A 25,461-nucleotide genomic window follows, 5' to 3' on the forward strand; every position below is an offset into this window, starting at 1 on the left:
AACGCCTACAAGCTGACGCTCGCCGAGCGGACCCTGTCCGCGGCGCTCAACCAAGCGAGGGCCTGAAGCCATGAAGTTCGACCAGCCCGCCGGCCAAAACCCGATCGACCAGCTCAAGGTCGTCGGAAAGCCGACCGACCGCATCGATGGCAAGTACAAGACCACCGGCACCGCGCCCTACGCCTACGAGCGCCACGACGTCGTGCCGAACCAGGCCTACGGCTACGTGCTCGGGTCCAGCATCGCCAAGGGCCGCATCCGCGCCATCGACACGGCGGCCGCCAAGGCGGCGCCCAGGGTCGTGGGCGTCGTGACGACCCTGGAGCATCCCCGGCTGGAGCGGGGCATGATGAACGCCGCCTACCTGTTCGGCGGCGACGAGATCCAGCACTACCACCAGGCCGTCGCGGTCGTCGTCGCCGAGACGTTCGAGCAGGCCCGCGCCGCGGCGTTTCTCGTGACGGTCGACTACGCGCCCGAGGCCGGCAAGTTCGATCTCGCGGCCGAGGCGAAGGGCGCGCCGCCCGTGCCCGGCGACAGCAGCGAGGGCAGCGGCGGCGACGGCGAGGAACGCGTCGGCGATTTCGAGGGGGCGTTCGCGCAGGCGCCGGTGACGCTCGACGAGCGCTACACCACAGCCGACGAGAGCCACGCGATGATGGAGCCGCACGCGACCATCGCCGCCTGGGACGGCGACAAGGTCACGCTCTGGACCTCGAACCAGATGATCGGCTGGGGCCATGGCAGCCTCGCCAAGATCCTCGGCGTGCCGAAGGAGAACGTCCGCCTCGATTCACCCTTCGTCGGCGGCGGCTTCGGCGGCAAGCTGTTCGTGCGGGCCGACGCGGTGCTCGCAGCCCTCGCCGCCAAGGCGTTCCAGCGCCCGGTGAAGGTGGCGCTGACCCGCCCGCTCATCGCCAACAACACCACGCATCGCCCGGCCACGATCCAGCGCGTGCGCATCGGCGCGACCAAGGACGGCACGATCACCGCCATCGCCCACGAGAGCACGTCGGGCAACCTGCCCGACGGCGATCCCGAGACGGCGGTGAGCCAGACCAAGCTGCTCTACGCCGGTGCCAATCGGCTCACCGCGATGAAGCTCGCTCATCTCGACCTGCCAGAGGGCAACGCCATGCGGGCGCCGGGCGAGGCGCCCGGCCTGATGGTCCTGGAGGTCGCCATGGACGAGATGGCGGAGAAGCTCGGGATCGACCCTGTGGAATTCCGCATCCGCAACGACACCCAGGTCGACCCGCAGGACCCGAAGCGCCCGTTCTCCCACCGCGACCTCGTCGGCTGCCTCAAGCTGGGGGCCGAAACCTTCGGCTGGTCCAAGCGCAATGCACGGCCGGGCCAGGTGCGGGACGGGCAGTGGCTCGTCGGCGTCGGCATGGCCGCGGCGTTCCGCAACAACATGGTCCTGAAGTCGGGCGCGCGGGTCAGGCTGGACGGAGCCGGCACCGTCACGGTCGAGACCGACATGACCGACATCGGCACCGGCAGCTATACCATCATCGCGCAGACCGCCGCCGAGATGATGGGCGTGACCCTCGACAAGGTGGCGGTCAGGCTCGGTGATTCCGCCTTCCCGGTCTCGTCGGGATCGGGCGGTCAGTTCGGCGGAAACTCGTCGACGGCCGGCGTCTACGCGGCCTGCGTCAAGCTTCGCGAGGCGGTGGCGCAGCGTCTCGGCATCAACTCCGACGACGCGGTCTTCGCCGACGGGCAGGTGCGGGCCGGCAACCGTGCGGTTCCGCTCGGCGAGGCCGCGAGCCGGGGCGAGCTGACGGCCGAGGATACCATCGAGTTCGGCGACCTCTCCAAGAAGCAGCAGCAATCGACCTTCGGCGCCCATTTCGTCGAGGTCGGGGTCGATGCCGACACGGCGGAGATCCGGGTCCGGCGCATGCTCGCAGTGTGCGCGGCGGGGCGCATCCTCAACCCGAAATCGGCCCGCAGCCAGGTCATCGGCGGCATGACGATGGGCACCGGCTCGGCGCTGATGGAGGAACTGGCGGTCGACACCAAGCGCGGCTTCTTCGCCAACCACGACCTCGCCGGCTACGAGGTGCCGGTGCACGCCGACATCCCGCATCAGGAGGTGATCTTCCTCGACGAGGTCGATCCGATGTCCTCGCCGATGAAGGCCAAGGGCGTCGGCGAGCTCGGGATCTGCGGCGTGGGCGCCGCGGTGGCGAATGCCGTCTACAACGCCACCGGCATCCGCGTGCGGGACTATCCGCTCACCCTGGACAAGTTCCTCGACCGCATGCCCGAGGCGGCCTGACGCGCGATCGCGCCATGCTCGACACTGGATACACCCCGGCGGCCTCCGCCGGGGTTCGGGGAATCGGTCGCATCCAAGCCGGCGCGCCGCCGCGCTAGCTCGACGGCATGGATCGCAGCTTTCCCATGACCCGTGCCGCCGGGCTCGACCGCCTGTCGGCCTTCCTCGCGGACGCCGCCGTCGACTATGCCGGTGCCCGCAACACCGACCGCGGACCGGACGCGCGGCCGACCACGTCGGTGCTCTCGCCCTACCTTCGGCGCCGCCTGATCACGGAAGCCGAGGTGGTGGCCGCCGCCCAGGCCGCGTTCGGCGACGGCGGCACCGAGAAGTTCGTCTCCGAGGTCTTCTGGCGGACCTATTTCAAGGGCCATCTCGAGACCCACCCGACCGCCTGGACCGACGCCCTCGCGCTGGCCACGGCGGATCGGGCGCGGCTCGCCGCGGAGCCCGGCCTGCGCCGGACCTACGAGGCCGCGGTCGCGGGCCGGACCGGCATCGACGGTTTCGACGACTGGGCGCGGGACCTCGTCGAGACCGGCTGGCTGCACAATCACGCCCGGATGTGGTTCGCCTCGATCTGGATCTTCACCCTGCGCCTGCCCTGGGCGCTGGGTGCGGATTTCTTCATGCGCCATCTCGTCGACGGCGATCCGGCGAGCAACACGCTGTCCTGGCGCTGGGTGGCGGGGCTGCACACCCGGGGCAAGCACTACGTCGCGCGCGCCGAGAACATCCGGCGCTACACCGAGAACCGCTTCGATCCCGAAGGGCTCGACGAGTACCCGGACGCCCTCGACGAGGCGATGCCACCGCGCGAGGTCCCTCTGCCGGCTGCCGCCATGCCGCCGACCGGCGACGTCGCGCTGCTGCTGCATCTCGACGACCTGCACCCGGAGAGCCTTCCGCTCGGGGAGGCGCGCATCGTGCGGATCGGTGGCATGCTCGCTCATGCCGAGGGGGCGTCCGAGCGCGTCCGGTCGGCGGATCACGCCGCGATGCAGGATGCGCTGGACCGGGCGGCCGCTCATTTCGGCTGCGAGGCGGCACCGGCCGACGCCGGCTGGTCGGCCGGGCTACCCGTCGTCACGGCCTGGGCGCCCGTCGGCCCGTCGGCGGCGATGCTGCCCAAGGCGGTCGTGCGCGTGCGGCGCCCCTGGGACGAGGCGGCGTGGCCGCTCTCCAATCGCGGATATTCCCGGCTGCGCTCCGCGATCCCGCGCCTGACCGCGGCGTGACGGTCCGGCGCCCTCATGCAGGCCCGGCCTGGCTGGTGCCGCGACGACCCAGCCTGCACCGAAGCCGGCATTTCCCCGCATCGGCTCTGGCCCGGACCCCGGCTTTCAGCGTAGCCGGAACGCCATGTTCCATCTGATCTTCAGCCTGCCCTGCCTGTACGTCGTGACCCGGGTGCTCTGGCCGCTGCCGGGCCCGCCTGCCGCGAAGGCCGGGATCGCCGTGCTGCTGCTCGTCGCCTCCCAGTATCACCTGTGGTGCCGCCTCTCGTCCGGCTCGGTGTTCGCGCCCGAGTTTCCGCAGTGGCTGGTGGTTCTGTTCAACTGGGCCTTCGGCGCCATCCTGCTGCTGGCGGTGATGCAGCTCGCGCTCGACGTGATCGCGCTGGTCTCGCTGCCCCTGGGCGGCTGGGCGATTCCGGCCGGATGGCGCTACGCGGCCGCGACGGCGGCGATGCTCTTGTCGGCGCTCGGCGTCCAGCAGGCCGTGCGCGTGCCGGCGCTCAAGGACGTCGACATCGCGATCGAGAACCTGCCGGACGCCTTCGAGGGCTACACGATCCTGCAGCTCACCGACCTGCACATCAGCCGGCTCTTCCCGGCATCCTGGACCCGGGAGGTCGTCGCGCGGTCCAACCGGCTCGGCGTGGACCTCATCGTCATCACCGGCGACCTGATCGACGGCGCCCCGGCTTCGCGGCGCGCCGACGTCGAGCCCCTGGGCCGGCTCGGTGCACCGGACGGCGTCTGGTTCGTGCCCGGCAACCACGAATACTTCTTCGACTACCCCGCTTGAATGCGGCGGTACTCGGAACTCGGCCTGACGGCGCTCGCGAACCGGCATACGGTGCTGAGGCGGGGCGACGCCGCCCTGGTGCTCGCCGGCGTGACCGATCGGTCTGCGCCGCATACGGGACACCCCGGTCCGGACCTCGACGCCGCGCTCGCAGGGGCACCGCGGGACGCACCCGTCCTCCTGCTCGATCATCAGCCGAAGGGGGCGCGGGCGGCGGCCGCGCACGGCGTCGCGCTGCAGCTGTCGGGACATACCCATGGCGGGACGATGCGCGGGTTCGACCGCCTGTTCGCCCGCGCCAACGACGGTTTCGTCTCGGGCCGCTACCGGGTCGGCGGCATGACGCTCTACGTCAACAACGGCACGGCGTTGTGGCCGGGCTTCGCCCTCAGGCTCGGCCGACCTTCCGAGCTGACGCGCATCACGCTGCGCCGCGCCGACGCGTCCATCGATCCCGCTCGGCTCCTGGCGCCGGGATAGGCGAACGTCGGATCACCCCCATCGACGATCATCCTCGGGATGCACCCAGCAGCCGGCTTGGATCGTCGCCCGATCACGCGGCCGATCTATCGGCCGGCCGTCGAGTCCTCTCTGAGCGCTCGTCTGGATAGAGTAGAGATTACTTACGACCTACCGAACGCCCCGAGACTCGGCGATGTCGAACCCGGGTCGAACCACAGTCGTCGTTCCCGGACGCTCGAACGGGCTCCACCGTTCACTCAGCATTTACTACGGAACCGGGATTATGCAACCGATGGTTGCAGATCGGGTTGCATCGAAAACCTGGAGGTTTTCATGTCCGCATCCCCCCTTTCCGTGCTCGGCTCGTCCACCCGCTCGCTCGAATGGCTCGCCGGCCCCGGCGCGTTGCTGTCCTCGACCGCCCTGTCGACGGGCCAGCTCGGAAGCCTCGGCCCGATCGCCTCGTTGATCGAGGGCGCGGTCGACGGCGGCTCGACGGAGACCGGAGCCTCGCTGCTTCCCGACGCGATCGAGGCCACCGCCAACCAGGTCGTCCTCCAGACGCACGCCCAGATCGAGGAGGTCGGCCACGAGGTCGCTCCGGCGAACGGACCGCTCCACGGGCTGACCAACCTCGGCGAGACCCTCGGGCTCGGCCATCTCGGGGAGACCGGAAACCTTCTGACCGATCTCGGCGGCGTCGCCGCGAACCCGACCGGCACCGAGGCGGTCGATCCGCTGCTGACGGATGCCGGCGGCGTCGCCGCTGCCGCCGGAACGCTGGCGGAGACGGTCGGCGCGGTGCCGGCATCCGGCAACGGCCTCGTCGGCAGCGGCAGCATCCTCGGCCCCGCGACCAGCATCCTGAACCAGGCCGTCCTCGACGTGCACGCCACGCTCGAGACCGTCGGCCACCAGATCCCGGTTCTCAATGGGCCGATCCACGCCGTCACCGGCCTCGGCGAAACCCTCGGGCTCGGCCATCTCGACACCGCGGGCAACCTGCTGACCGACGTCACCACCCTGCCCGGTTCCCTCCTCGGCGGCGGCGGCCTCCAATCCGCGACGCCGGTCCTCGGCGATCTCGGCCACGTTCTCGGGTCGGTCGATACGCTGGTCGGCTCGCTGACCGGTGCGGCGAGCGCCGGCGGCCTGCTGTCCGGGGACGGGCTGCTCGCGCCGGTAACGAACCTCGCCAACGGCGCGGTCCTCAACATTCACGCGACGCTGGAGAACATCGGCCACGAGATCCCGCTCCTGAACGATGCGCTGCACGGCCTGACCAACCTCGGCGAGACGATCGGCCTCGGCCATCTCGGCGAGAGCGGAAACCTCGTGACCGACGTCGTGGCCCTGCCCGGCAATCTCCTCGGCGGCGAGGGTCTGGCGGCGCTGTTGCCGATCCTCGGCGATGTCGGCGCGGTGACGAACGCGGCCGGAGGTCTTCTCGGAGGCGTCACCGGTCTCGTGGGCGGACTGGGCGGACTGGGCGGCCTGACCGGCGGCGGCACGAGCGCCACGGGCACGCTTCTCGGCGCCGGCGCTCCGCTGCAGCCGGTGGGCGACCTCGCCAACGGGGTCATCGACGGCATCCATGCCGGCCTCGAGCAGATCGGCCACGACGTGCCGATCCTCAACGACACGCTGCATTCGGTGATCGGGCTCGGAAATACCGTCGGGCTGGGCGAGCTCGGCGACACCAGCAACCTTCTGACGGACACGGTCAACCTACCGGGCGCGATCCTGAGCGGAAACGCACCGGCGGCGATCGGGCAGATCGTCGGCGATGTCGGGCACGTGGTCGACGCCGCGGGCGGTGTCGTCGGCTCCGCCACCGGGATCCTCGGCGGCCTCGATGGTCTCGGTGCCGGAGGGATCGCGACCGGCACGCCCGTCGACGGGCTCCTGACTCCCGTCACGTCGGTCGTCGGCGGGCTGACCGGCGGCGCCGGCACGAGCGCCACGGGTGCGCTCCTCGGCGCCGGCGCTCCGCTGCAGCCGGTGGGCGACCTCGCCAACGGGGTCATCGACGGCATCCATGCCGGCCTCGAGCAGATCGGCCACGACGTGCCGGTCCTGAACGATCCCATCCATTCGGTGATCGGGCTCGGCAACACCGTCGGGCTGGGCGAGCTGGGCGACACCAGCAACCTGCTGACGGACGTCGCCAACCTGCCGGGTGCCGTTCTGACCGGCAGCGGACCGGCGGCGGTCGGGCAGGTCGCGGGCGATCTCGGGCACGTCGCGGACGCCGCGAACGGCGTCCTCGGCTCCGTGACGGGGGCCCTCGGCGGTGTCGGCGGGGCCGGCGCGGGCACGCCGCTCGACGGCGTTCTCTCGCCGGTGACCGGCATCCTGGGCAGCGCCGGCGGCGCATCCAATCCCGTCGGCGGCCTCCTCGGCGGTCTCACCAGCGGTGCGGCGGACGATGCCGGGACCCATCCCCTGATCGACGTGGCGGCCGGCCCGGCGACGCCGACGCCGGCGGCGAATCTCGCGGTGCTGACCCCGAGCGCGGACCCGGCCCACACCGTCCAGGCGAGCGCGATCGCGGTGCCAGCCGATCAGCCCGGCCTGCTCCATGCCGGCCTGCTCTCGGGCGACGGCATCGTCTTCCCGCAGGCCGGCGGCGGGGGCGGAGATGCGCTCGTCGGCCACCTCCTCGACGTCGCCCCCACGGCGACCGCAGCGGCGGATGCGGGGGCCTCGCACGGGCTGCCCCTCGATCTCGGGATCGCGGCGATCGATCTCGGCGGCCACGTCGACGCCGCGCATGTCGACCCGACGCCGCACACCGCGACGACCGGGATCCACCTCCTCGGCCTCTGACCCATCCGAGCCCTCGCCGCCCGACGCGGCGGGGGCTTCCTCTTCCGCCGACTTGCCCTGCCGAATCGTCTCTGCCTGATCCTGCAAGCCGGGGAACCGTCTCGTGATCGACGAACGTGTGCTGCGTATCGCCAAGCGCCGGGAGTTCTGGGCTGCCGCCAGAGCCGGGCGCGCCTCGCTGGCGACCGTGATGATCGTCAGCGGCCTCATCAACCTGCTGATGCTGACCGCGCCGATCTTCATGCTGCAGGTCTACGACCGGGTGCTGCCGAGCCGCAGCATCGCGACGCTGGTCGGGCTGGCCGGCATCGCGCTGATGCTGTTCCTGATCCAGAGCGTGCTGGAGGTGTTCCGCGCCCGGATCCTGTCGCGGTTCGGGCGCCTCGTCGACGAGCGCCTCGGCGCGCGGATCTTCCGGACCCTGCTGGTTCGCGGGTCGGAGACGCCGCGGGGCGACGACGGCCCGCAGGCGCTGCGCGACCTCGACACGGTGCGCGGCTTCCTGTCGAGCATGGCGTTCACCGCCTTCTTCGACCTGCCGTGGGTGCCGCTCTACATCGCGGTCTGCTTCCTGTTCCATCCCTGGCTCGGCACCGCGATCGCCGGCGGCGCGGTGGTCCTGTGCCTGCTGACGATCCTGACCGACTGGGCCTCGGCCGGCCCAACCCGCGAGGGCGTCCGGGTGGCCGGCGAGCAACGCGCCTTCACCGACATGGCGCACCGCACGGCGCCGCTGCTCTCGGCGCTCGGCATGCGCGCGCGGATCGCGACGCTGTGGCAGGCCCGGGCGCGCCGGAACCTCGACGTGGCGACCGACGGCAACGACCTCGCCATCGGCTTCGGCGCGACGGCGCGCCTGATGCGCACCGTGCTGCAATCGGGCATCCTCGGCCTCGGCGCCTACCTCGTGGTGCGCGAGGAAGCGACCGCCGGCGTGATGCTGGCCGCGACCATCCTCTCGGCCCGGGCGCTGGCGCCGGTCGATCTCGCCATCGCGAACTGGAAGTCGTTCTCGGCGTCGCGCCAGGCCTGGACCCGGATCGTCGCCTTCCTGCCGCCGCGGGAGCCGGCCGCCCTCACGCCGCTGCCGGCGCCGCGGGAGAGCGTGCGCGTCACCGCCCTGTCGATCGCCGTGCCGGGGACCGACACGCTGGTGCTGCACGACGTCAACGTGGCGCTCGCCCCCGGAAGCGCGCTCGGCGTGATCGGCCCGAGCGGATCGGGCAAGTCCACCTTCGCCCGCGCGCTCGCCGGCCTGGCGCGGCCGAGCCGCGGCGTGATCCGCCTCGACGGCGCCGCCATCGACCAGTGGGACCCCGACGCCCTCGGCCGTTCGATCGGCTACCTGCCGCAGGACATCGAGATGTTCGACGGCACCATCGCCGAGAACATCACCCGGTTCGATCCCGAGCCGGACCCGGAGGCGCTGCTCTCGGCCGCGAAGGCGGCCGGCGTCCACGAGGTCGTGCTGCGCCTGCCCGGCGGCTACGATGCCCGCGTCGGCGCCGGCGGCCTCGGCCTCTCGAGCGGCCAGCGCCAGCGGATCGCCCTGGCGCGCGCGCTCTACGGCGACCCGTTCCTCGTCGTCCTCGACGAGCCGAACTCCAACCTCGACGTCGAGGGCGACCGCGCCCTGTCGGCCGCCGTCCAGGCGGTACGCGCCCGCGGCGGCATCGCCGTGGTGATCGCCCACCGCCCGAGCGCGCTGACCGCGGTCGACCGCATCCTCGTCCTCGGCGACGGCCGCGTGCAGCTGCACGGGCCCCGCGACGACGTCCTGGCGCAGCTGAGCGCGCTCACCCGGCAGACACCGACGAGGGTCGCATGACGAAGGCCGACACGCCGAACCGGCCCGAGCCGGATCCGACGCGCGACACCCGGCGCTCCCTGCGCCGGCACATCGCCGGCGTCGCCACGATCATCGCGGTCGCGACCGGCGCCGGCGCCTGGACCGCGGCGACGGAGCTGTCCGGCGCGATCATAGCCACGGGCTCGCTCGTGGTGGAGAGCAACATCAAGAAGGTGCAGCACCCGACCGGCGGCGTGGTCGCCGAGCTGCCGATCGAGGAGGGCGCGCGCGTCCAGGCCGGCGACCTGCTGATCCGCCTCGACGCCACGACGGCGCGGGCCACCTACGACAGCGTCACCAAGAGCCTGTGGGAGATCGCCGCCCGCAACGCACGCCTGGAAGCCGAGCGCGACGGCCGCGACGAGGTCGCGTTCCCCAAGGGCCTCGCCGAAGCCGGACCCGAGGTCGCCCGCATCGTCGAGGGCGAGCGCAAGCTGTTCCACTTCCGCCGCGACGCCCGCGAGGGGCAGAAGGCGCAGCTGCGCGAGCGGATCGGGCAGCTCAAGGAGGAGATCAAGGGGCTCGTCGAGCAGTCGGTCGCCAAGGAGCAGGAGACCGCGATCATCGGGCGCGAGTACGAGGGCGTCGAAGGCCTCTGGAAGAAGAACCTCATCCAGCTGACGCGCCTGACCAGCCTCGAGCGCGACATCTCCCGGCTGAAGGGCGAGCGCGGCGTGCTGGTCGCCAACATCGCGCAGACCAAGGGCAAGGTCTCCGAGACCGAGCTTCAGATCATCCAGCTCGAGCAGAACCTGCGCAGCGACGTCGCCAAGGAGCTGGCGGAGAACCGCGCCAAGGCCGCGACCCTGACCGAGCAGAAGATCACCGCCCTCGACCAATTGCAGCGCATCGACATCCGCTCGCCGCAGACCGGCTACGTGCACGAACTGTCGGTCCACACCCGCGGCGGCGTGATCGCGCCGGGCGAGCCGATCATGCTGATCGTTCCGACGGCCGATTCCCTGGTGGTTGAGGTGCGCGTCGCCCCCCAGGACATCGACCGGCTCCAGACCGGCCAGGCCGCGGGCCTGCGCTTCCCGAGCTTCGACCAGCGCACCACGCCGGAGCTGAACGGACGCGTGACCCGGATCGCCGCCGACGTGAGCGAGGACAAGCGTACCGGCAGCTTCTACTATCTCGTGCGCCTCGGGGTGACGAAGGACGAGCTCGGCCGGCTGGACGGCGCCAAGCTGATGCCCGGCATGCCGGTGGAAGCTTTCATCCGCACCGCAGACCGCACCGTGCTCTCCTACCTGACCAAGCCCCTCGTCGATCAGGCACGCCGCGCGTTCCGCGAGAAGTAGGCGACCGATTCCCCCGTCGCGAACGGCAGGCTCGCCGATGCGGCCTGCCGCCGCCCGGTCGATCACGCCTGGGTCGCGGTGCCGACCCGGTCGAGGTCCGCCAGCGCGTCGTCCGGCAGGTGGTGCGCGGCGGCGGCGAGGTTCTCGCGCAGGTGCGCCAGCGACGCGGTCCCCGGGATCAGCAGGATGTTGGGCGACCGGCGCAGCAGCCAAGCGAGCGCCACCTGCAGCGGCGTGGCATCGAGCCGTTCGGCCACCGCGGACAGGCCCGCGGATTGCAGCGGGCTGAAACCGCCGAGCGGGAAGAACGGCACGTAGGCTATGCCGTCCCGTGCCAGCGCGTCGACGAGCGCGTCGTCGCCGCGATGGGCGAGGTTGTAGTGGTTCTGCACGCACGCGATCTCGCAGATCCGGCGTCCCTCGGCGACCTGGGTCGGCGTCACGTTGGACAGGCCGATGTGCTGGATCAGCCCTTGCTGCTGGAGCTCGGCGAGCGCCGTCAACGGCGCCTCGATCGACCCTTCGGCCGGCCCGTGCCCGTCGCCGAGCATGGCCCGGAAGTTCACCACCGCCAGCCGGTCGAGCCCGAGATGGCGCAGGTTGTCGTGGACGGCCGCCGCGAGGTCGGCGTCGGACGCGGCCGGGTTCCACGACGCATCGGAACCGCGCCGCGCGCCCACCTTGGTGACGATCGTGAGGTCGTGCGGATACGGGCCGAGCGCGTCCCGGATCAGCTGGTTGGTGACGTGGGGTCCGTAGAAGTCGCTGGTGTCGATGTGGTCGACGCCGCTCGCGACCGCCTCGCGCAGCACGGCGAGCGCCGCGTCGCGATCCTTGGGCGGTCCGAAGACGCCCGGCCCGGCGAGTTGCATCGCGCCGTACCCGAGACGCTTCACGGAACGGTGGCCGATCCGAAACGTGCCGGCCTGATCGATGAGGGACATGGTGCTTCTCCTGTGACCCGACGTAACTGGACGTTGCGACCGTGCGCGAGAATGGGGCACAATCCGCACAAGCTGTGCGGATGGGCGAACGATGAAGGCCGATCTCGGAGATCTCGACGCGTTCCTCGTCGTCGCGCGCGGGCAGGGTTTTCGCGAGGGCGCACGCATGAGCGGCGCCAGCGCATCGAGCCTGAGCGAGGCGGTTCGGCGGCTCGAGGACAGGCTCGGCGTCCGCCTCCTCAACCGCACGACCCGCAGCGTGGTGCCGACGGAAGCCGGGGAACGGCTGCTGGAGCGGCTCGGCCCGGCCTTCGCAGAGGTCGAGGCGGCGCTCGACGTGGTGAACGGCTTCCGCGACCGGCCGGCCGGGACGCTGCGGCTCAACGTGCCGGTCAGCGCCGCGCGCCTCGTGCTGCCCGCGATCGTTCCGGGTTTCCTCGCCGCCTATCCCGAGATCCGTCTCGAGGTCCTGGCCGAGGACGGCTTCGTCGACGTGCTCGCCGCCGGATGCGACGCGGGCATCCGCTACGACGAGCGCCTGGAGCAGGACATGATCGCGGTTCCGATCGGGCCGCGCGTGCAGCGCTTCGCGACCGCTGCGGCGCCGGCCTACCTCGCGCGTCACGGCCGGCCCGAGCATCCGCGCGACCTCCTCGGCCATGCCTGCCTGCGCGGCCGCTTCCCGAGCGGGGTCGAGATGGCCTGGGAGTTCGAGCGCGACGGCGAGACCGTGAAGGTCGATCCGGCAGGGCCGCTGCTCGTGCGCGTCGGGGCCGCGACCGACCTCGCCGTCGAGGCGGCGATCGCGGGGACCGGCGTCATCACCCTGTTCGAGGACTGGTTGAGGCCGCACTTGGCCAGCGGGGCATTGGAACCGGTCCTCGAAGCGTGGTGGCCGCGCTTCTCGGGGCCCTACCTGTACTATCCGGGCCGGCGACTCGTGCCGGCCCCGCTGCGCGCCTTCGTCGACTTCATCCGGCACCCGAAGACCGCTTGATCGCGGGCGCGGCCGCGCGGTGAGCGGAAGGGGCGCAGGGCGCGCCGGCACGACGCGAGCGCACCCTGCCGAGCACCCGAGGGCCGCCGCCGATCGAGCCTGGGGACCGCCTGTCCCGCCGGAGCGTGGCCGCTTGCGTGCGAGCCGGGCGGCTGCGTATACCAGATACAAGCCGCGCCCTCGTCCGGCGCAAAAACAAGAACCGAACGCTCAGGGATGAAACCATGTCGCGCAGAATATTGATCCTGGGGGCGTCATACGGCTCGCTGCTTTCGACGAAGCTGCTGATGGCCGGGCATGATGTGACCTTGGTCTGCCGTCGGAAAACCGCGGACCTGATCAACAGCCAGGGCACCGAAGTCCGCATCAAGCTGCGCGACGAGGCCACGCACCGGTCGTTTCATTCCCGTGACCTGCCGGGCAAGGTCGACGCGATGCCGCCCGAGGACGTCGACGTCTCGCGCTACGATCTCGTCGGCCTAGCGATGCAGGAGCCGCAGTACAACAACCACACGATCCGTGTGCTGATGATCAAGATCGCCGCGGCCAAGCTGCCGTGCCTGTCGATCATGAACATGCCGCCGCTGCCGTATCTCGATCGGATCCCGGCGCTCGCGAAGATGGACCTGCGCGAGGCCTACACGAATGCCGGCGTCTGGGACCGCTTCGAGCCGGGCCTGATGTCGTTGTGCTCGCCCGATCCGCAGGCGTTCCGCCCGCCCGACGAGGGCGCCAACGTCCTGCATGTCGGGTTGCCGACGAACTTCAAGGCGGCGACCTTCGCCGATCCCGCGCACAACGCGCTGCTCCGCGAGCTCGAGGCGGACATCGACGCGGTGCGCGTCGAGGGCCAGGACGTTCCGGTCAAGCTCAAGGTGTTCGACTCGCTGTTCGTGCCCCTGGCGAAGTGGTCGATGCTGCTCACCGGCAACTACCGCTGCATCACGCCCCAGGCGCCGCGCTCGATCCGCGACGCGGTGCACGGCGACCTCCCCCTGTCCCGCACGATCTACGAGCACGTCGACGCGGTGGCCCGACGGCTCGGTGCCGACCCGAGCGATCAGGTCCCGTTCGAGAAGTACGCCAAGGCGGCCGAGGGCCTGCTGAAGCCTTCGTCGGCCGCCCGGGCGGTCGAGAGCGGCGCGCCCTACATCGAGCGTGTCGACCTGCTGCTGAAGCTGATCTCGCACCAGCTCGACATGCCCGATGCCGAGATCGACCGAACGGTCGAGATCGTGGACCGGAAGCTCGACGAGCGCATCATCCCGGGCTGAGCGGCCCGGTCCGGCCCGTCTCACCGAAGACGCGGCCGGACCTCGCTCGCCCGTCGGGATAACGTACCTCCTCGACGCGATCCGACGGCTTGTGGAGCCCCCCCGCGACGCCGAGCCCGGACGCGGCTCGGGGCGCGTGCTTCAGGCTTGGCCCGTTGCCGGAGCGTCCGGGCGCGATCAGGATCGCAGCACGGGGTCCGCCGGTCGGATCGATCGGATCACGGGAGCGGCGCGGACCATGTCGGAGGGATCGCCGACCCCGTTCATCCTGAACCGCCTCGACCTCAAGACGCTGCGGCTGTTCGCGGCGATCTGCGAGGAGGGCACGCTCAACGGCGCGGCGCGCCGGGCCGCGATCGCCCCCTCCGCCGTGAGCAAGCGGCTCGCCGAGCTGGAGCGCGCGCTCTGCTGCGAGCTGCTCATCCGCGAGCCACGGGGCATGCGGCCGACGCCCGCCGGGGAGACGCTGCTGCACCACACCCGCCGGATGCTGGGGTCCGCCGAGCAGATCGCGCTGGAGCTCGCGGAGCACGCCAGCGGGCTCCGCGGCTTCGTCCGCGTGCTCGCGAACCTCTCGGCGATCGTGCAGTTCCTGCCCGAAGACCTGCAGGCGTTCCTGGCGGCGCAGGCCCGCATCGGGATCGACCTGGAAGAGCGGCCGAGCGGCGGCGTGGTGGCCGGCGTGGAGGAAGGAGCGGCCGATCTCGGCATCTGCGCCGGCAGCACCGATCCGCGCTCCCTCGTCGCCCACCCCTATCGGAGCGACCGCCTCGTGCTCGTCGTGCCCGCCGGCCACCCGCTCGCCGGCCGCGACGCGCTCGCGTTCGCCGACACCCTCGACCACGACCATGTCGGCATGCACCGCGAGAGCTCGATCTACGGCACGCTCCGCGACGAGGCCCGACGCCTCGGGCGGCCGCTGCGCCTGCGCGTCCACGTGCCGAGCTTCGACGCGATCTGCCGCATGGCGCAGGCCGGGATGGGGCTCGGCGTGGTGCCCGAGCGAGTGCACGCCCTGCTCGGCCCGCAGATGAACGTCGCCGCTGTGCCGCTCACCGACCCGTGGGCGCGGCGGACCCTGAGCCTCGTCGTCCGCCCGGGCACGCAATCGCCGGCGGCGGCCGTCCTGTTCGATCACCTGCGCCGGGCAGGCGGGGATTGAGAGGGGCACCTGCGTTCGCCTTCGGAGAACGCGGGGTGATGCATCGCGTTTGGACAGCGTGCACCCGATCCAATACCGATCGACCCAAAGACAATGGAGGGAACGGCCATGCCAGGCACCGGCGAAGCATCGCCCAAGGGTCCGCTCGACGGGATCCGGGTCCTCGAGCTCGGCCAGCTGATCGCGGCACCGTTCGCCACCAAGATCCTGGCCGAGTTCGGCGCCGAGGTGATCAAGGTCGAGTCGCCGGGGGACGGCGATCCCCTGCGCAAGTGGCGCAAGCTGCACGAGGGAACCTCGCTCTGGTGGTACCTGCAGTCTCGCAACAAGAAGTCGATCGCGATCAACCTGAAGGCGCCCGATGGGCTCGCGGTGGTCAAGGACCTCGTGCGGAGCGCCGACGTGGTGGTCGAGAACTTCCGGCCCGGCGGCCTGGAGAAGCTCGGCCTCGGCTGGGACGTGCTCTCGGAGCTGAACCCCAAGCTCGTGATGGTGCGCATCTCAGGCTACGGCCAGACCGGGCCTTATCGCGACCGGCCGGGCTTCGGCGCGATCGGCGAGTCGATGGGCGGCATCCGCTTCACCACCGGCAGCCCGGACAGCCCGCCCGCCCGCGTCGGCGTCAGCATCGGCGACACCCTGGCCTCGCTCCACGGGGTGATCGGCGCGCTGATGGCGCTGCTCCACGTCAAGACCGCCGGCGGCCAGGGCCAGGTCATCGACGTCTCCCTCGTAGAGAGCGTGTTCAACGTGATGGAGAGCCTGGTCCCGGAATACGACCTGCTCGGCGAGGTCCGCACCCGCACCGGCGGGGCGCTGCCCGGCATAACGCCCTCGAACACCTACCCGACGAAGGACGACGGCTTCGTCGTCATCGCCGGCAACTCGGACCCGATCTACCGCCGCCTGATGACCGTCGTCGGCCGGCCCGACCTCGCCGACGACCCGGCGCTGCGCAGCAACGACGGCCGCTCGCGGGTGGCCGGCATGATCGACGGCGTGATCGCGGACTGGACCCGGGCGCACACCGTGGACGAAGCGCTCGCAGCGCTCGCGGCGGCCGACGTGCCGGCGGGACGGATCTACTCGGTGGCCGACATCGTCGCCGACCCGCACTACCGCGCCCGCGACATGATCCTCGACGCGGAGCTGCCCGGCGGCACCCGGGTGAAGATGCCCGGCATCGTGCCCAAGCTGTCCGGCACCCCCGGGGCGGTGCGCTGGCAGGGACCGGCGCTCGGCGCCCACACCGATTCCGTGCTCGCCGACCTCGGCCGCGACGCCGAGACCATTGAGCGCCTGCGCCGCGAGGGAGCCGTGCAATGACCGAAACCGCCATGCTGATCCAGGAGGTCGCCACCCGCGACGGGTTCCAGATCGAGCCGCGCTACGTCGAGACCGCCGAGAAGATCCGGCTGATCGACGCGCTCTCGGCCGCTGGCTTCTCGCGGATCGAGGTCTCGTCCTTCGTCTCGCCGAAGGCCGTGCCGGCACTGCGCGACGCGGCCGAGGTCTTCGCCGGGATCGCCCGGCGGCCCGGCACCGTCTACGTCGCCCTGGTGCCCAACCCGAAAGGCGCCGAGCGGGCGCTCGCGGCCGGCGTCTGCGAGGTCAACCTCGTCGCCTCGGTGAGCGAGACCCACAACCGCGCCAACATGGGCATGAGCCCGGAGGCCTCGATCGAGGGGTTCGGCCGGATCATGGAGACAGTGAAGGGTACACCCGTGTCGACGAACGCCACGGTGGCCACCGCCTTCGGCTGCCCCTTCGAGGGCGACCAGCCGGCCGACAAGGTGATGGCGCAGGTCGAGCGATACCTCGCGCTCGGCATCGCCGGCGTGACGCTCGCCGACACCACCGGCATGGCCAACCCGCGCCAGGTGGAGCGCCTGGTCGCCCGCGCGCTGGCGATCGTGCCGGCCGAGCGGCTGACCCTGCACTTCCACAACACCCGCGGGCTCGGGCTCGCCAACGTGCTCGCGGCCTACGGCGCCGGCGCGCGCCGGTTCGATGCGGCGCTCGGGGGCTTGGGCGGCTGCCCGTTCGCGCCGGGCGCCACGGGCAACATCTGCACCGAGGACCTCGTCAGCATGGCCCACGAGATGGGGATCGAGACCGGCCTCGACCTCGAGGCCCTGCTCGGCCTCTCCCGCGACCTGCCGCGCCTCGTCGGCCACGACGTGCCGGGCCAGGTCGCCAAGGCCGGGCGCCCCTGCGATCTACACCCGGTTCCCCGGGCGGCGTGAGCCGCCGACCGAACCGATCCGCGTCGGAAGCCTCTCGGAGAAGGCGGCTCCGCCGTGCTCGCGCGCATCCTGCCCGACGGTCGTCCGCGACCGGCCGGCGGGGGCGCCCGCCGCCCCGTTCCAGGAGGAAACCATGACCGCCGCCACGACCGGCCCGCTCGCGGGTCTCGACGTCATCACCGAGAGCAGCGTGGTCCGCAAGGCCGCTTGGCGGCTGATGCCGCTGATCATGGTCTGCTACATGTTCGCGTTCTTCGACCGGATCAACATCAGCTTCGCCAAGTTCCAGCTCCAGAGCGACCTCGGCTTCAGCAACGTCGCCTACGGGCTCGGGGCGAGCATGTTCGTCGTCGGCTACGTGATCTTCGAGGTCCCCTCGAACCTGTTGCTGTACAAGGTCGGCGCGCGGCGCTGGATCGCCCGGATCATGATCTCCTGGGGCATCGCCACCGCCCTGATGGTCTTCATCAGCACCGAGTGGCACTTCTACCTGCTGCGCTTCATCATCGGCGCGATGGAGGCCGGCTTCGCACCGGGCATCCTGTATTACTTGACGCTGTGGTTCCCGGCCTCGTTCCGCGGCCGCGTGACCTCGTTCATGTTCGTCGCCTCGGCCTTCTCCGGCATCTTCGGGGCGCCGGTGGCGGGGCTGATCCTCGGCGGCCTCAACGGCACGGCGGGGCTCGCCGGCTGGCAATGGCTGTTCCTGGCCGGCGGCCTGCCCTGCCTGGTGCTGGGCGTGCTGGTGTTCCTGCGTCTCGACGATCGGATCGCCGACGCGCGCTGGCTGACGCAGCCGGAGAAGGACCTGCTCGCCTCGAAGATCGCCCACCACAACCGCGACATCGGCGACCACTCGCTCTGGGGCGCGATCAGGCAGCCGGGCTTCCTCCTCATCGCCCTGGTCTACTTCCTGCTGCAGGTCGGCTCGTACGGCCTGAACTTCTGGGGGCCGGACCTGATCAAGACCGCCACCGGCGGCACCGCGGCCTCCGTCGGCTTCCTCACCGCGATCCCCTACATCTGCGGCGCGATCAGCATGGTCGTGATCGGGCGCCTGTCCGACGCCTCCGGCGACCGGCCGAAATTCGTCGCCGGCCTCGCGGTGGCGGCGGCGATCGGCTTCTTCGCCGCCGGGCTGTTCGACAAGCAGATCGTGCCGCTGATGATCGCCCTGGCGCTGGTCGGCGCCGGCATCGTCGCCTCGATCCCGACCTTCTGGACGCTGCCGGCCAAGCTCGTCACCGGCGTCGGGGCCGCCGGCGGCATCGCGCTCATCAACACGCTCGGCCAGTTCGGCGGCATCGTCAGCCCCGTGGCGGTCGGCTGGGTGAAGGACCTGACCGGCTCGACGACGCCCGCCCTCTACGGCATCGGCATCCTCTGCCTGGTCGCGGCCGGCCTGCTGATCTTCGCATCGCCCGCCAGCCTGCGCCGCAACGACCGCAATCCCTGATCCGGCCAGTCCTCGGCGGTCCCACACCCGCCGAGATCTCGCCCTGCGAGGGAGCCCGGGCGATCACGCCGATGTCGAGCCGCATCGGGTCGCGCAGCGTCACGTGCGGCGCTCAGGCGATGCGCAGGTTGCGGATCGGCCGCTCGGGTGCCAGCGCCAGGGCGGCCTTGGCGATGCCGCGGGCATCGAGGCCGTAGTGCCGGTAGAGATCGGCGACGGTGCCGGTCTGGCCGAAGCGCTCGACGCCGAGCGCCCGGGTGCGGTGACCCTGCACGGCACCGAGCCAGCCGAGCGTCGCCGGGTGGCCGTCGATCACCGTGACGAGCCCGCAATGCGGCGGCAGGCCGGCGAGCAGGGCCTCGACGTGGCTCCGCGCCGTCCGGTCGCCGCCCTCGCGGGCGCGCTGCGCCGCCGTCCAGCCGGCATGGAGCCGATCGGCGGAGGTGACGGCGAGCAGGCCGATGTCGCGCCGGTCCTCGGCCATCAGGCCCACCGCCTCGATCGCCTCGGGCGCGACGGCGCCGGTATAGGCGACCACGATCTCCGCGTTCGGGCCGGGCTCGCGCAGCCAATAGCCGCCGGCGACGATCGCGTCGGACAGGGCCGGCGTCATCGTGCGCTGCAGCTGCGCGATGCTGCGGGTCGAGAGCCGGAAGTAGACCGAGCCGCCCTCCGGCCCCTCGAGCTGCACATGGTCGAGGGCGTGCGCCATCAGCACCGACAGCTCGTCGACGAACGCCGGCTCGAAGCTCGACAACCCGTCCTGCGCCATCCCGATCAGCGGCGTGCCGATCGACTGGTGGGCGCCCCCTTCCGGCGCCAAGGTCACGCCCGACGGCGTCGCCGCGAGGATGAAGCGGGCATCCTGGTAGCAGGCGTAGTTCAGGGCATCCAGGCCGCGGCTGATGAACGGATCGTAGAGCGTGCCGATCGGGATCAGCCGCTCGCCGAACAGCTTGTGCGACAGGCCCAGGCCCGAGAGCAGCAGGAACAGGTTCATCTCGGCGATGCCGAGCTCGATGTGCTGGCCCTTGGCCGAGAAGTCCCAGGTGAAGGTCGAGGGGATGCGCTCCGCCTTGAACAGGTCGCGCAGTTCCTCCCGGGCGAACAGGCCCCGCCGGTTCACCCAGCCGCCGAGGTTCGTCGAGACGGTGACGTCGGGCGAGGTGGTGACGATGCGCTCCGCGATCGGCGCGTCGGATCGCGCCAGCTCGTTGAGGATCAGCCCGAATCCCGCTTGCGTCGACTGCGTCGGCTGGCGCGGGCGTGGGAAGCCCGCCGGCACCGGCAGCCGCGGCGCCGTGCGCAGCCGCGGCCCCTCGGCGAAGAACGGCGCCGCGTCGATGAAGCGGCGCAGCTCGGCGTCCGGCAGCGCCAGCCCCTCGAACGGCTCCCATTCGCGCCCCTCGCGCACGCCCATGCTCTCGCGGAGCAGCGCGATCTGGGCCGGGGTGAGCAGCCCGGAATGGTTGTCCTTGTGGCCGGCGAGCGGCAGCCCGAAGCCCTTGACCGTGTAGGCGATGAACACGGTCGGGCGATCGTTGTCGGCCGCCTCGAAGGCCCGGATCAGGTTGGTGAGGTCGTGGCCGCCGAGGTTGCCCATCAGCGCGGCCAGGGCGGCGTCCGAACGGCGGTCGATCAGCGCCAGCGCGTCGGCGTCGTCGGCGAGGTCCGCCTCGAGGCGGCGGCGCCAGGCCGCGCCGCCCTGGAAGGTCAGGGCCGCGTAGAGCTGGTTCGGCGCGGTGTCGATCCAGGCGCGCAGCCGCGCCCCGCCCGGCTCGCGGAAGGCCGCGTCCATCAGAGACCCGTATTTCAGGACGACGACGTCCCAGCCGAACGAGCGGAAGATCTCCTCGAAGCGCGTGTACAGACCCTCGCGGATCACCGCGTCGAGGCTCTGGCGGTTGTAGTCGATGATCCACCAGGTCCGGCGCAGGCCGTGCTTCCAGCCCTCCATCAGGGCCTCGAAGATGTTGCCCTCGTCCATCTCGGCATCGCCGACCAGCGCCACCATCCGGCCTTCCGGCCGGTCGAGGCCCCAGCCGTGGGCGCGGACGTAGTCGCGCACCAGCGACCCGAACAGCGTCTGCGCGACGCCGAGGCCGACGGAGCCGGTCGAGAAGTCGACGTCGTCGGTGTCCTTGGTCCGCGACGGGTAGGATTGCGCGCCGCCGAAGCCGCGGAAGGTCTCCAGCTTCGCGCGGGTCTGGTTGCCGGCGAGATACTGGATCGCGTGGAAGATCGGGCTGGCATGGGGTTTGACCGCGACGCGGTCCTCCGGACGCAGCACCGCGAAGTAGAGCGCCGTCAGGATCGTCGCGAGGGAGGCCGACGAGGCCTGGTGGCCGCCGACCTTCATACCGTCCGGGTTCGGGCGGAGGTGATTGGCGTTGTGGATCATCCAGGTGGAGAGCCACAGGGCCTTGCGCTCCAGTTCGGTCAGGCAGGGCAGGCGCGGGTCGCTGTGCATCGGTTCGGCCTCTCGGAGATGGCCTGAGAATGCCACCACGAACGCGGCAGGAATTGCCAATCTCGGCGTGCCGAGCGCAAATCTTGGCAGGATCCGCTAATCCAGCGGATCTTGGAGGTTCGTTCATGCAGGATCGACGAATCGATGCGATCGACCGGAAGATCCTGGCCGAGCTGCAGCGCGACGGGCGCGTGACGATCCAGGATCTCGCCGGCCGGGTCGGCCTTTCGGCCTCCCCGTGCCTGCGCCGCATCCGGATGCTGGAGGAGGCCGGCATCCTCAAGGGTTACGTGGCACTGGTCGATCAGGCCAAGGTCGGCCTGCCGATCAGCGTGTTCGCCTCGGTGAAGCTCGAGCGCCAGCGCGAGGAGGAACTCGACCGCTTCGCCGAGGCCGTGGCGCGCTGGCCGGAGGTGGTGGAGTGCTACCTGATGACCGGGCGGCACGACTATCTGGTGCGCGTCGTCGTCCCAGATCTCGCCGCCTACGAGCGCTTCCTGAAGGACAAGCTCACCCGCCTCGACGGGGTCGGATCCATCGAGTCGAGCTTCGCCCTGGGCCAGGTGAAGTACACCAACGTGCTTCCGGTCTGACCGCGCGCGGCCGGCGTGGAAGCGAAGGGCTCGGTCGCCGGACCGTCGTCCATCGGACCGGCTTCCCAATGGATCGACCGGGCGGCCTTGCGCCGGGGCGGTTCGGAAGGCCTGTTGCGACCGCCATGGTCCGACAGAACGTCATTACCAATCCATCCAGCGGCGCCCGCCCGTGCCGGATGTGGGGGGCTGAAGCAATCGTCACCCCGTCGGGCAGCGCCGCGGGCGGCGTGGTGCCGTCGCCCTCGACAGGATCGGCTCGGCCGAAGCGACGGAGGGCAACCGCATCGCCCGGATCCGGCAATCTCGGTATTCGAGCAGAATCGGGACCCGTCGAATGCGGACTTCTTCGCGCGAAACGACACCATCGAGGCCTTTCAAGCCGCGCGGACGACATCTTGCGAGACACCGGCGATCTTCGCGGTTTCCCGATGGACGTATTCGCTTGGGCCGAAACGGATACATCATCGGCGCCAACCCTAATCCTTTTGCGCGTGCGAACGCGTTCGGCGATGCCCCGTCCCTCCGTGGTCGCGCTGAGGAACGGTCGGCGGAAGACCCCTGAGCCGTGGCCGCGCGCGATGGCCCGCGACGGCGCGTGACAGTGCCAAGGAACCTGCCGGTAAATTTTTCCAATATTCCGCAGCTGTATACGGCCGATAATTGATTGAATTCGCAGCAACTCGATCGCTCTGCTGTCACCCCGACATCTCTCCAAACCATGAAGCCTGATATTCGGCCGCGAGCAATTTTGGGCTAGTCAATAATATAGGCGTTCGGTGAATTGAATAGAAAAAATACTGCCGCCATGCTTCTCGCGTCGGGGATCAGTTCTCCCGAACGGCGATCAAGGCGAATTCAGTAATTCTGAGGTCTCACCATGACAGTGCGAGCGCTGGAAACCATCGCAGCGAACTATCTGCCCCTCACGAAGCCGGATGCGCCGCGCCTGAGCGATCACGTCAGCGAGCTCCAAGAGATCGAGAGATCCTGTTGGTTGAGCAATTATGGGCCGACCAATACGCGACTCGAAGCGGCGATGATCGAGAACGTCTTCGGCGGCGTCGGTTCGTGCCTCACCGTCTGCAATGCGACGAGCGGTTTGATGCTGGCGTTGAAGCTGGCCGCCGAACGGTCCGGGCCGACCGCGCGCTACGTCATCATGCCGGCCTTCACGTTCGCGGCGACGGCCCATGCGGCGCTGTGGGCAGGCCTCACGCCGCTGCTGATCGACGTCGATCCGTCGGATTGGTGCGCCTGCCGGATCGCCGAGGACGAGGCCTTGAGGGCCCATGCCGGAGAGGTCGTCGCGATCATGCCGTATGCGACCTTCGGGGCGTGCATCGATCTCGCGCGCTACGATCGCCTGGCGCAGGAACACGATGTTTCGATCGTGATCGACGCCGCCGCCTCGCTCGGATGCCTCGACCAGCTCGGTCGAGCCTTCGGCACCGGCTCCCCGCACATGATCGTCTATTCGATGCACGGCACCAAGCCGTTCGGCGTCGGCGAGGGCGGACTGATCTACAGCACCGATGCCGAGACGATCGCGCTCCTGCGGAGCATGGCGAATTTCGGCTTCGACAGCGAGCGCTCGGCCGTGCTGCCGGGGATGAACGCCAAGATGTCGGAGGTCGCCGCGCTCGGCGCCCTCGTCCGCCTCGGCGATTTCGAGGAACGCGCTCGGCACAGGCAGATCCTCACCGCCGCGTATCGCGAGGCGTTGCGCGACTTCTCGATGCAGCAGGCGCCGGGCGAGCGCATCGTCTATCAGTTCATGCCCGTGCTGCTCCCGGTCGGATCGGCCGCGAGCAGGGACGCGATCCGTGCGGACATGGCACGGATGGGCGTCGGCACGGGGAGTTACTTCAGCCCCCATGTCGGGCAGCAGCCCTACTTTCAGCAGCGGTGCGTCTTCGGCGCGCTTCCCGTGGCCGATGCGCTCAGCGCGCACGTCGTCTCACTCCCGCTCTCGGATTTCCTCACCGTCGCGGATGTCGGCCGGATCTGCGAGGCGTTTCGCACGGCCTGCGGCGCCCAGGCTCGGGAGCAGGTGGCGTGATGGCCCGGCGTGCGCCGAAGGCGCCGTTCCGCACCACCATCGTCGGCGGCGGCCCGGCCGCGCTCGCGCCCCTCGTCGCGGCCTCGCGAGACGGGCGCCTCGACGAGATCCTCGCCGGCGGCGTCGCCGTCATCGAGGCCGGGCCGATCCTCGGAGCCGGACGCCTGGGGCGCTACGCGATCTGGTCCGACAGCACGGCCGAAACCTTCCTCACGGCGGTCACCGATCACGCCGACCCGCGGCTCGGCCAGCTGGTCGACCATCCCCTGTGCCGGGAGTTGCGGGGCTACGGAAAGGGATCGATCCCGCTGGAGAAGGCCGGGGCCCTGATGGTCCTGATCGGCGAGGTCCTCCACAAGGCGATCCTGGATGCCGGAGGGCTGGTCCTCGTCGATCACGAGGCGACGAGCGCCCACCGCGACGCGGACGGGCTGTGGCACACGAAAACCTGCAGCAGGACGATGGGCACGACCTTCGAGGTCGTGTCGGACACGCTGCTCCTCGCCACCGGCGGCGCACAGGATCCGGCGCGGTTGCTTGAGGAGCCGGTCGCGGGCCGGCCGCTCCTGCCGACATTCGCCGGCAAGATCCTGCAATCCGACGATGTCCTGCGACAGGGCGGCACGGAGCGCCTCGCTCGCTTCCTGCTGGGCCGCACCGAGCCGCGCATCGCGATCGTCGGCGGCAGCACGAGCGCGGTCGCAACGGCGGTGCTGCTCCTGAGAACCCTGCCCGAGGAGACGAAGCGGCCCGGCAGCATCCAGATCCTGCATCGGCGCCCGCTGCGGATCTTCTATCCGTCCTCCGAGGCGGCTCTGGCCGACGGCTATACGGAGTTCGAGCCTTGCGACATCTGCCCGGTGAGCGGCTTCGTCTTCCGGTTCGCCGGATTCCGGACCGAATCCCGTGACCTGATCATGAACGTCAGACGCATCGGCGGGCGGCCGGGGGACCCGCGTGTCGTTCCGATGCTCATCGACGGCGCGGATCCGGCCCCCGCGCATCGCCTTCTCGAGGAGGCCGACGTCATCGTCGCGGCGCTGGGCTATCGACCGAGACTGCTGCCCCTGTTCGATTCGAGCGGTGCACCGATCCGCCTGACGGGAAACACGTCCCCCCGTCCCGCTGTGGATGGTGCCTGTCGGGTTCTCGACGCGAAGGGCCGGCCGGTCGCCGGCGTGTTCGGGATCGGTCTCGCCGCCGGCTTCAGGCCGGCCGGTGCCCTCGGTGGCGAACCGAGCTTCGTCGGTCAGGCAAACGGGCTGTGGCTCTGGCAGACGGCCGTCGGCTCGATGCTGCTGGACAATCTGCTGACCGCCGCGCGCGAAGACGTCGCGCCCCCATCGCCGTTCGCGCTCGACCTTCACGTGCTGGAGCAGGCGGCGGGGATCGGTGCGGCGCCCGACCTGAGACCGGCCGCCGCGGCGCGGTGAGGCCTGGATCGCTTCGGGCACGTCCCGGCGGAGCTTCGGATGTTTCGGATCGTGATCGC

General features: G+C 70.8%; 16 protein-coding genes and 1 pseudogene. 15 read left to right on the forward strand and 2 right to left on the reverse strand.

The genetic code is table 11. From position 1 onward, the window contains the following. The first annotated feature begins 70 nt into the window (after positions 1 to 70). The 6 genes and pseudogenes from paoC to MKK64_RS26530 all read left to right on the forward strand — a co-directional run bounded on the left by paoC (position 71) and on the right by MKK64_RS26530 (position 10,765). Positions 71 to 2,290 (forward strand): aldehyde oxidoreductase molybdenum-binding subunit PaoC, encoded by a 2,220-nt coding sequence (paoC, locus tag MKK64_RS26505; protein ID WP_243938664.1) that lies wholly within the window; start codon positions 71 to 73, stop codon positions 2,288 to 2,290. A gap of 125 nt (positions 2,291 to 2,415) precedes the next feature. After that, positions 2,416 to 3,528: an FAD-binding domain-containing protein gene (locus MKK64_RS26510; protein ID WP_243938666.1), complete on the forward strand. Its 1,113-nt coding sequence runs from the start codon at positions 2,416 to 2,418 to the stop codon at positions 3,526 to 3,528. A 124-nt stretch (positions 3,529 to 3,652) separates the two neighbouring features. Then, positions 3,653 to 4,801 (forward strand): annotated as a pseudogene (locus tag MKK64_RS26515) (metallophosphoesterase). Between the two features lie 315 nt (positions 4,802 to 5,116). Next, on the forward strand, positions 5,117 to 7,612 hold the full coding sequence (locus MKK64_RS26520; RefSeq protein WP_243938668.1) for a hypothetical protein: 2,496 nt from the start codon (positions 5,117 to 5,119) through the stop codon (positions 7,610 to 7,612). A gap of 103 nt (positions 7,613 to 7,715) precedes the next feature. Further along, positions 7,716 to 9,440: a type I secretion system permease/ATPase gene (locus MKK64_RS26525; protein ID WP_243938670.1), complete on the forward strand. Its 1,725-nt coding sequence runs from the start codon at positions 7,716 to 7,718 to the stop codon at positions 9,438 to 9,440. Then, complete coding sequence (locus MKK64_RS26530; RefSeq protein ID WP_147840765.1) at positions 9,437 to 10,765, forward strand: HlyD family type I secretion periplasmic adaptor subunit; 1,329 nt, start codon at positions 9,437 to 9,439, stop codon at positions 10,763 to 10,765. Before MKK64_RS26525 ends, MKK64_RS26530 begins: the two co-directional genes overlap by 4 nt. 62 nt (positions 10,766 to 10,827) lie before the next feature. Here the strand turns inward: MKK64_RS26530 and MKK64_RS26535 are convergent, their stop codons facing one another. Then, positions 10,828 to 11,709 (reverse strand): aldo/keto reductase family oxidoreductase, encoded by an 882-nt coding sequence (locus tag MKK64_RS26535; protein ID WP_147840766.1) that lies wholly within the window; start codon positions 11,707 to 11,709, stop codon positions 10,828 to 10,830. A 91-nt stretch (positions 11,710 to 11,800) separates the two neighbouring features. Between MKK64_RS26535 and MKK64_RS26540 the strand changes: the two genes are divergently transcribed. The 6 genes from MKK64_RS26540 (at position 11,801) to MKK64_RS26565 (ending at position 18,844) form a co-directional block, all read left to right on the forward strand. Beyond that, positions 11,801 to 12,706: a LysR family transcriptional regulator gene (locus MKK64_RS26540; protein WP_147726135.1), complete on the forward strand. Its 906-nt coding sequence runs from the start codon at positions 11,801 to 11,803 to the stop codon at positions 12,704 to 12,706. 224 nt (positions 12,707 to 12,930) lie between these two features. After that, entirely contained in the window at positions 12,931 to 13,980 is a 1,050-nt protein-coding gene (locus MKK64_RS26545; RefSeq protein WP_147726134.1) for a ketopantoate reductase family protein, read from the forward strand. Between the two features lie 238 nt (positions 13,981 to 14,218). Continuing rightward, positions 14,219 to 15,142, forward strand: a complete 924-nt coding sequence (locus MKK64_RS26550; protein WP_243938672.1) for a LysR family transcriptional regulator — start codon at positions 14,219 to 14,221, stop codon at positions 15,140 to 15,142. 108 nt (positions 15,143 to 15,250) lie between these two features. Beyond that, on the forward strand, positions 15,251 to 16,468 hold the full coding sequence (locus MKK64_RS26555; RefSeq protein WP_147840769.1) for a CaiB/BaiF CoA-transferase family protein: 1,218 nt from the start codon (positions 15,251 to 15,253) through the stop codon (positions 16,466 to 16,468). Further along, entirely contained in the window at positions 16,465 to 17,388 is a 924-nt protein-coding gene (locus tag MKK64_RS26560) for a hydroxymethylglutaryl-CoA lyase (protein ID WP_243938674.1), read from the forward strand. Before MKK64_RS26555 ends, MKK64_RS26560 begins: the two co-directional genes overlap by 4 nt. Before the next feature lie 133 nt (positions 17,389 to 17,521). Further along, positions 17,522 to 18,844, forward strand: a complete 1,323-nt coding sequence (locus MKK64_RS26565; RefSeq protein WP_147726130.1) for an MFS transporter — start codon at positions 17,522 to 17,524, stop codon at positions 18,842 to 18,844. 112 nt (positions 18,845 to 18,956) lie between these two features. On the opposite strand, the gene MKK64_RS26570 is transcribed toward MKK64_RS26565, so the two are convergent. Beyond that, positions 18,957 to 21,314, reverse strand: a complete 2,358-nt coding sequence (locus MKK64_RS26570; RefSeq protein WP_243938676.1) for a transketolase — start codon at positions 21,312 to 21,314, stop codon at positions 18,957 to 18,959. A gap of 125 nt (positions 21,315 to 21,439) precedes the next feature. Here MKK64_RS26570 and MKK64_RS26575 point away from each other — a divergent pair, with 125 nt between their 5' ends. The 3 genes from MKK64_RS26575 to MKK64_RS26585 all read left to right on the forward strand — a co-directional run bounded on the left by MKK64_RS26575 (position 21,440) and on the right by MKK64_RS26585 (position 25,402). Continuing rightward, a complete protein-coding gene (locus tag MKK64_RS26575; protein WP_147858470.1) occupies positions 21,440 to 21,907 on the forward strand; it encodes an Lrp/AsnC family transcriptional regulator in 468 nt (155 codons plus the stop codon). A gap of 880 nt (positions 21,908 to 22,787) precedes the next feature. Then, entirely contained in the window at positions 22,788 to 23,969 is a 1,182-nt protein-coding gene (locus MKK64_RS26580) for a DegT/DnrJ/EryC1/StrS family aminotransferase (RefSeq protein WP_243938678.1), read from the forward strand. A gap of 329 nt (positions 23,970 to 24,298) precedes the next feature. Beyond that, positions 24,299 to 25,402, forward strand: a complete 1,104-nt coding sequence (locus MKK64_RS26585) for an aminotransferase DegT (RefSeq protein ID WP_147862886.1) — start codon at positions 24,299 to 24,301, stop codon at positions 25,400 to 25,402. The last annotated feature ends 59 nt before the right edge of the window (positions 25,403 to 25,461 follow it).

The sequence above is a fragment of the Methylobacterium sp. E-025 genome (genome assembly GCF_022829705.1).
Lineage (GTDB): Bacteria > Pseudomonadota > Alphaproteobacteria > Rhizobiales > Beijerinckiaceae > Methylobacterium.

What these genes read in the sequence shown, in the direction of transcription:
- MKK64_RS26575 (WP_147858470.1), top strand. Translation starts at nt 21,440, where the DNA reads ATGCAGGATCGACGAATCGATGCGATCGACCGGAAGATCCTGGCCGAG.
- paoC (WP_243938664.1), top strand. Translation starts at nt 71, where the DNA reads ATGAAGTTCGACCAGCCCGCCGGCCAAAACCCGATCGACCAGCTCAAG.
- MKK64_RS26520 (WP_243938668.1), top strand. Translation starts at nt 5,117, where the DNA reads ATGTCCGCATCCCCCCTTTCCGTGCTCGGCTCGTCCACCCGCTCGCTC.
- MKK64_RS26510 (WP_243938666.1), top strand. Translation starts at nt 2,416, where the DNA reads ATGACCCGTGCCGCCGGGCTCGACCGCCTGTCGGCCTTCCTCGCGGAC.
- MKK64_RS26535 (WP_147840766.1), bottom strand. Translation starts at nt 11,709, where the DNA reads ATGTCCCTCATCGATCAGGCCGGCACGTTTCGGATCGGCCACCGTTCC.
- MKK64_RS26570 (WP_243938676.1), bottom strand. Translation starts at nt 21,314, where the DNA reads ATGCACAGCGACCCGCGCCTGCCCTGCCTGACCGAACTGGAGCGCAAG.
- MKK64_RS26560 (WP_243938674.1), top strand. Translation starts at nt 16,465, where the DNA reads ATGACCGAAACCGCCATGCTGATCCAGGAGGTCGCCACCCGCGACGGG.
- MKK64_RS26565 (WP_147726130.1), top strand. Translation starts at nt 17,522, where the DNA reads ATGACCGCCGCCACGACCGGCCCGCTCGCGGGTCTCGACGTCATCACC.
- MKK64_RS26580 (WP_243938678.1), top strand. Translation starts at nt 22,788, where the DNA reads ATGACAGTGCGAGCGCTGGAAACCATCGCAGCGAACTATCTGCCCCTC.
- MKK64_RS26550 (WP_243938672.1), top strand. Translation starts at nt 14,219, where the DNA reads ATGTCGGAGGGATCGCCGACCCCGTTCATCCTGAACCGCCTCGACCTC.
- MKK64_RS26555 (WP_147840769.1), top strand. Translation starts at nt 15,251, where the DNA reads ATGCCAGGCACCGGCGAAGCATCGCCCAAGGGTCCGCTCGACGGGATC.
- MKK64_RS26545 (WP_147726134.1), top strand. Translation starts at nt 12,931, where the DNA reads ATGTCGCGCAGAATATTGATCCTGGGGGCGTCATACGGCTCGCTGCTT.
- MKK64_RS26585 (WP_147862886.1), top strand. Translation starts at nt 24,299, where the DNA reads ATGGTCCTGATCGGCGAGGTCCTCCACAAGGCGATCCTGGATGCCGGA.
- MKK64_RS26530 (WP_147840765.1), top strand. Translation starts at nt 9,437, where the DNA reads ATGACGAAGGCCGACACGCCGAACCGGCCCGAGCCGGATCCGACGCGC.
- MKK64_RS26540 (WP_147726135.1), top strand. Translation starts at nt 11,801, where the DNA reads ATGAAGGCCGATCTCGGAGATCTCGACGCGTTCCTCGTCGTCGCGCGC.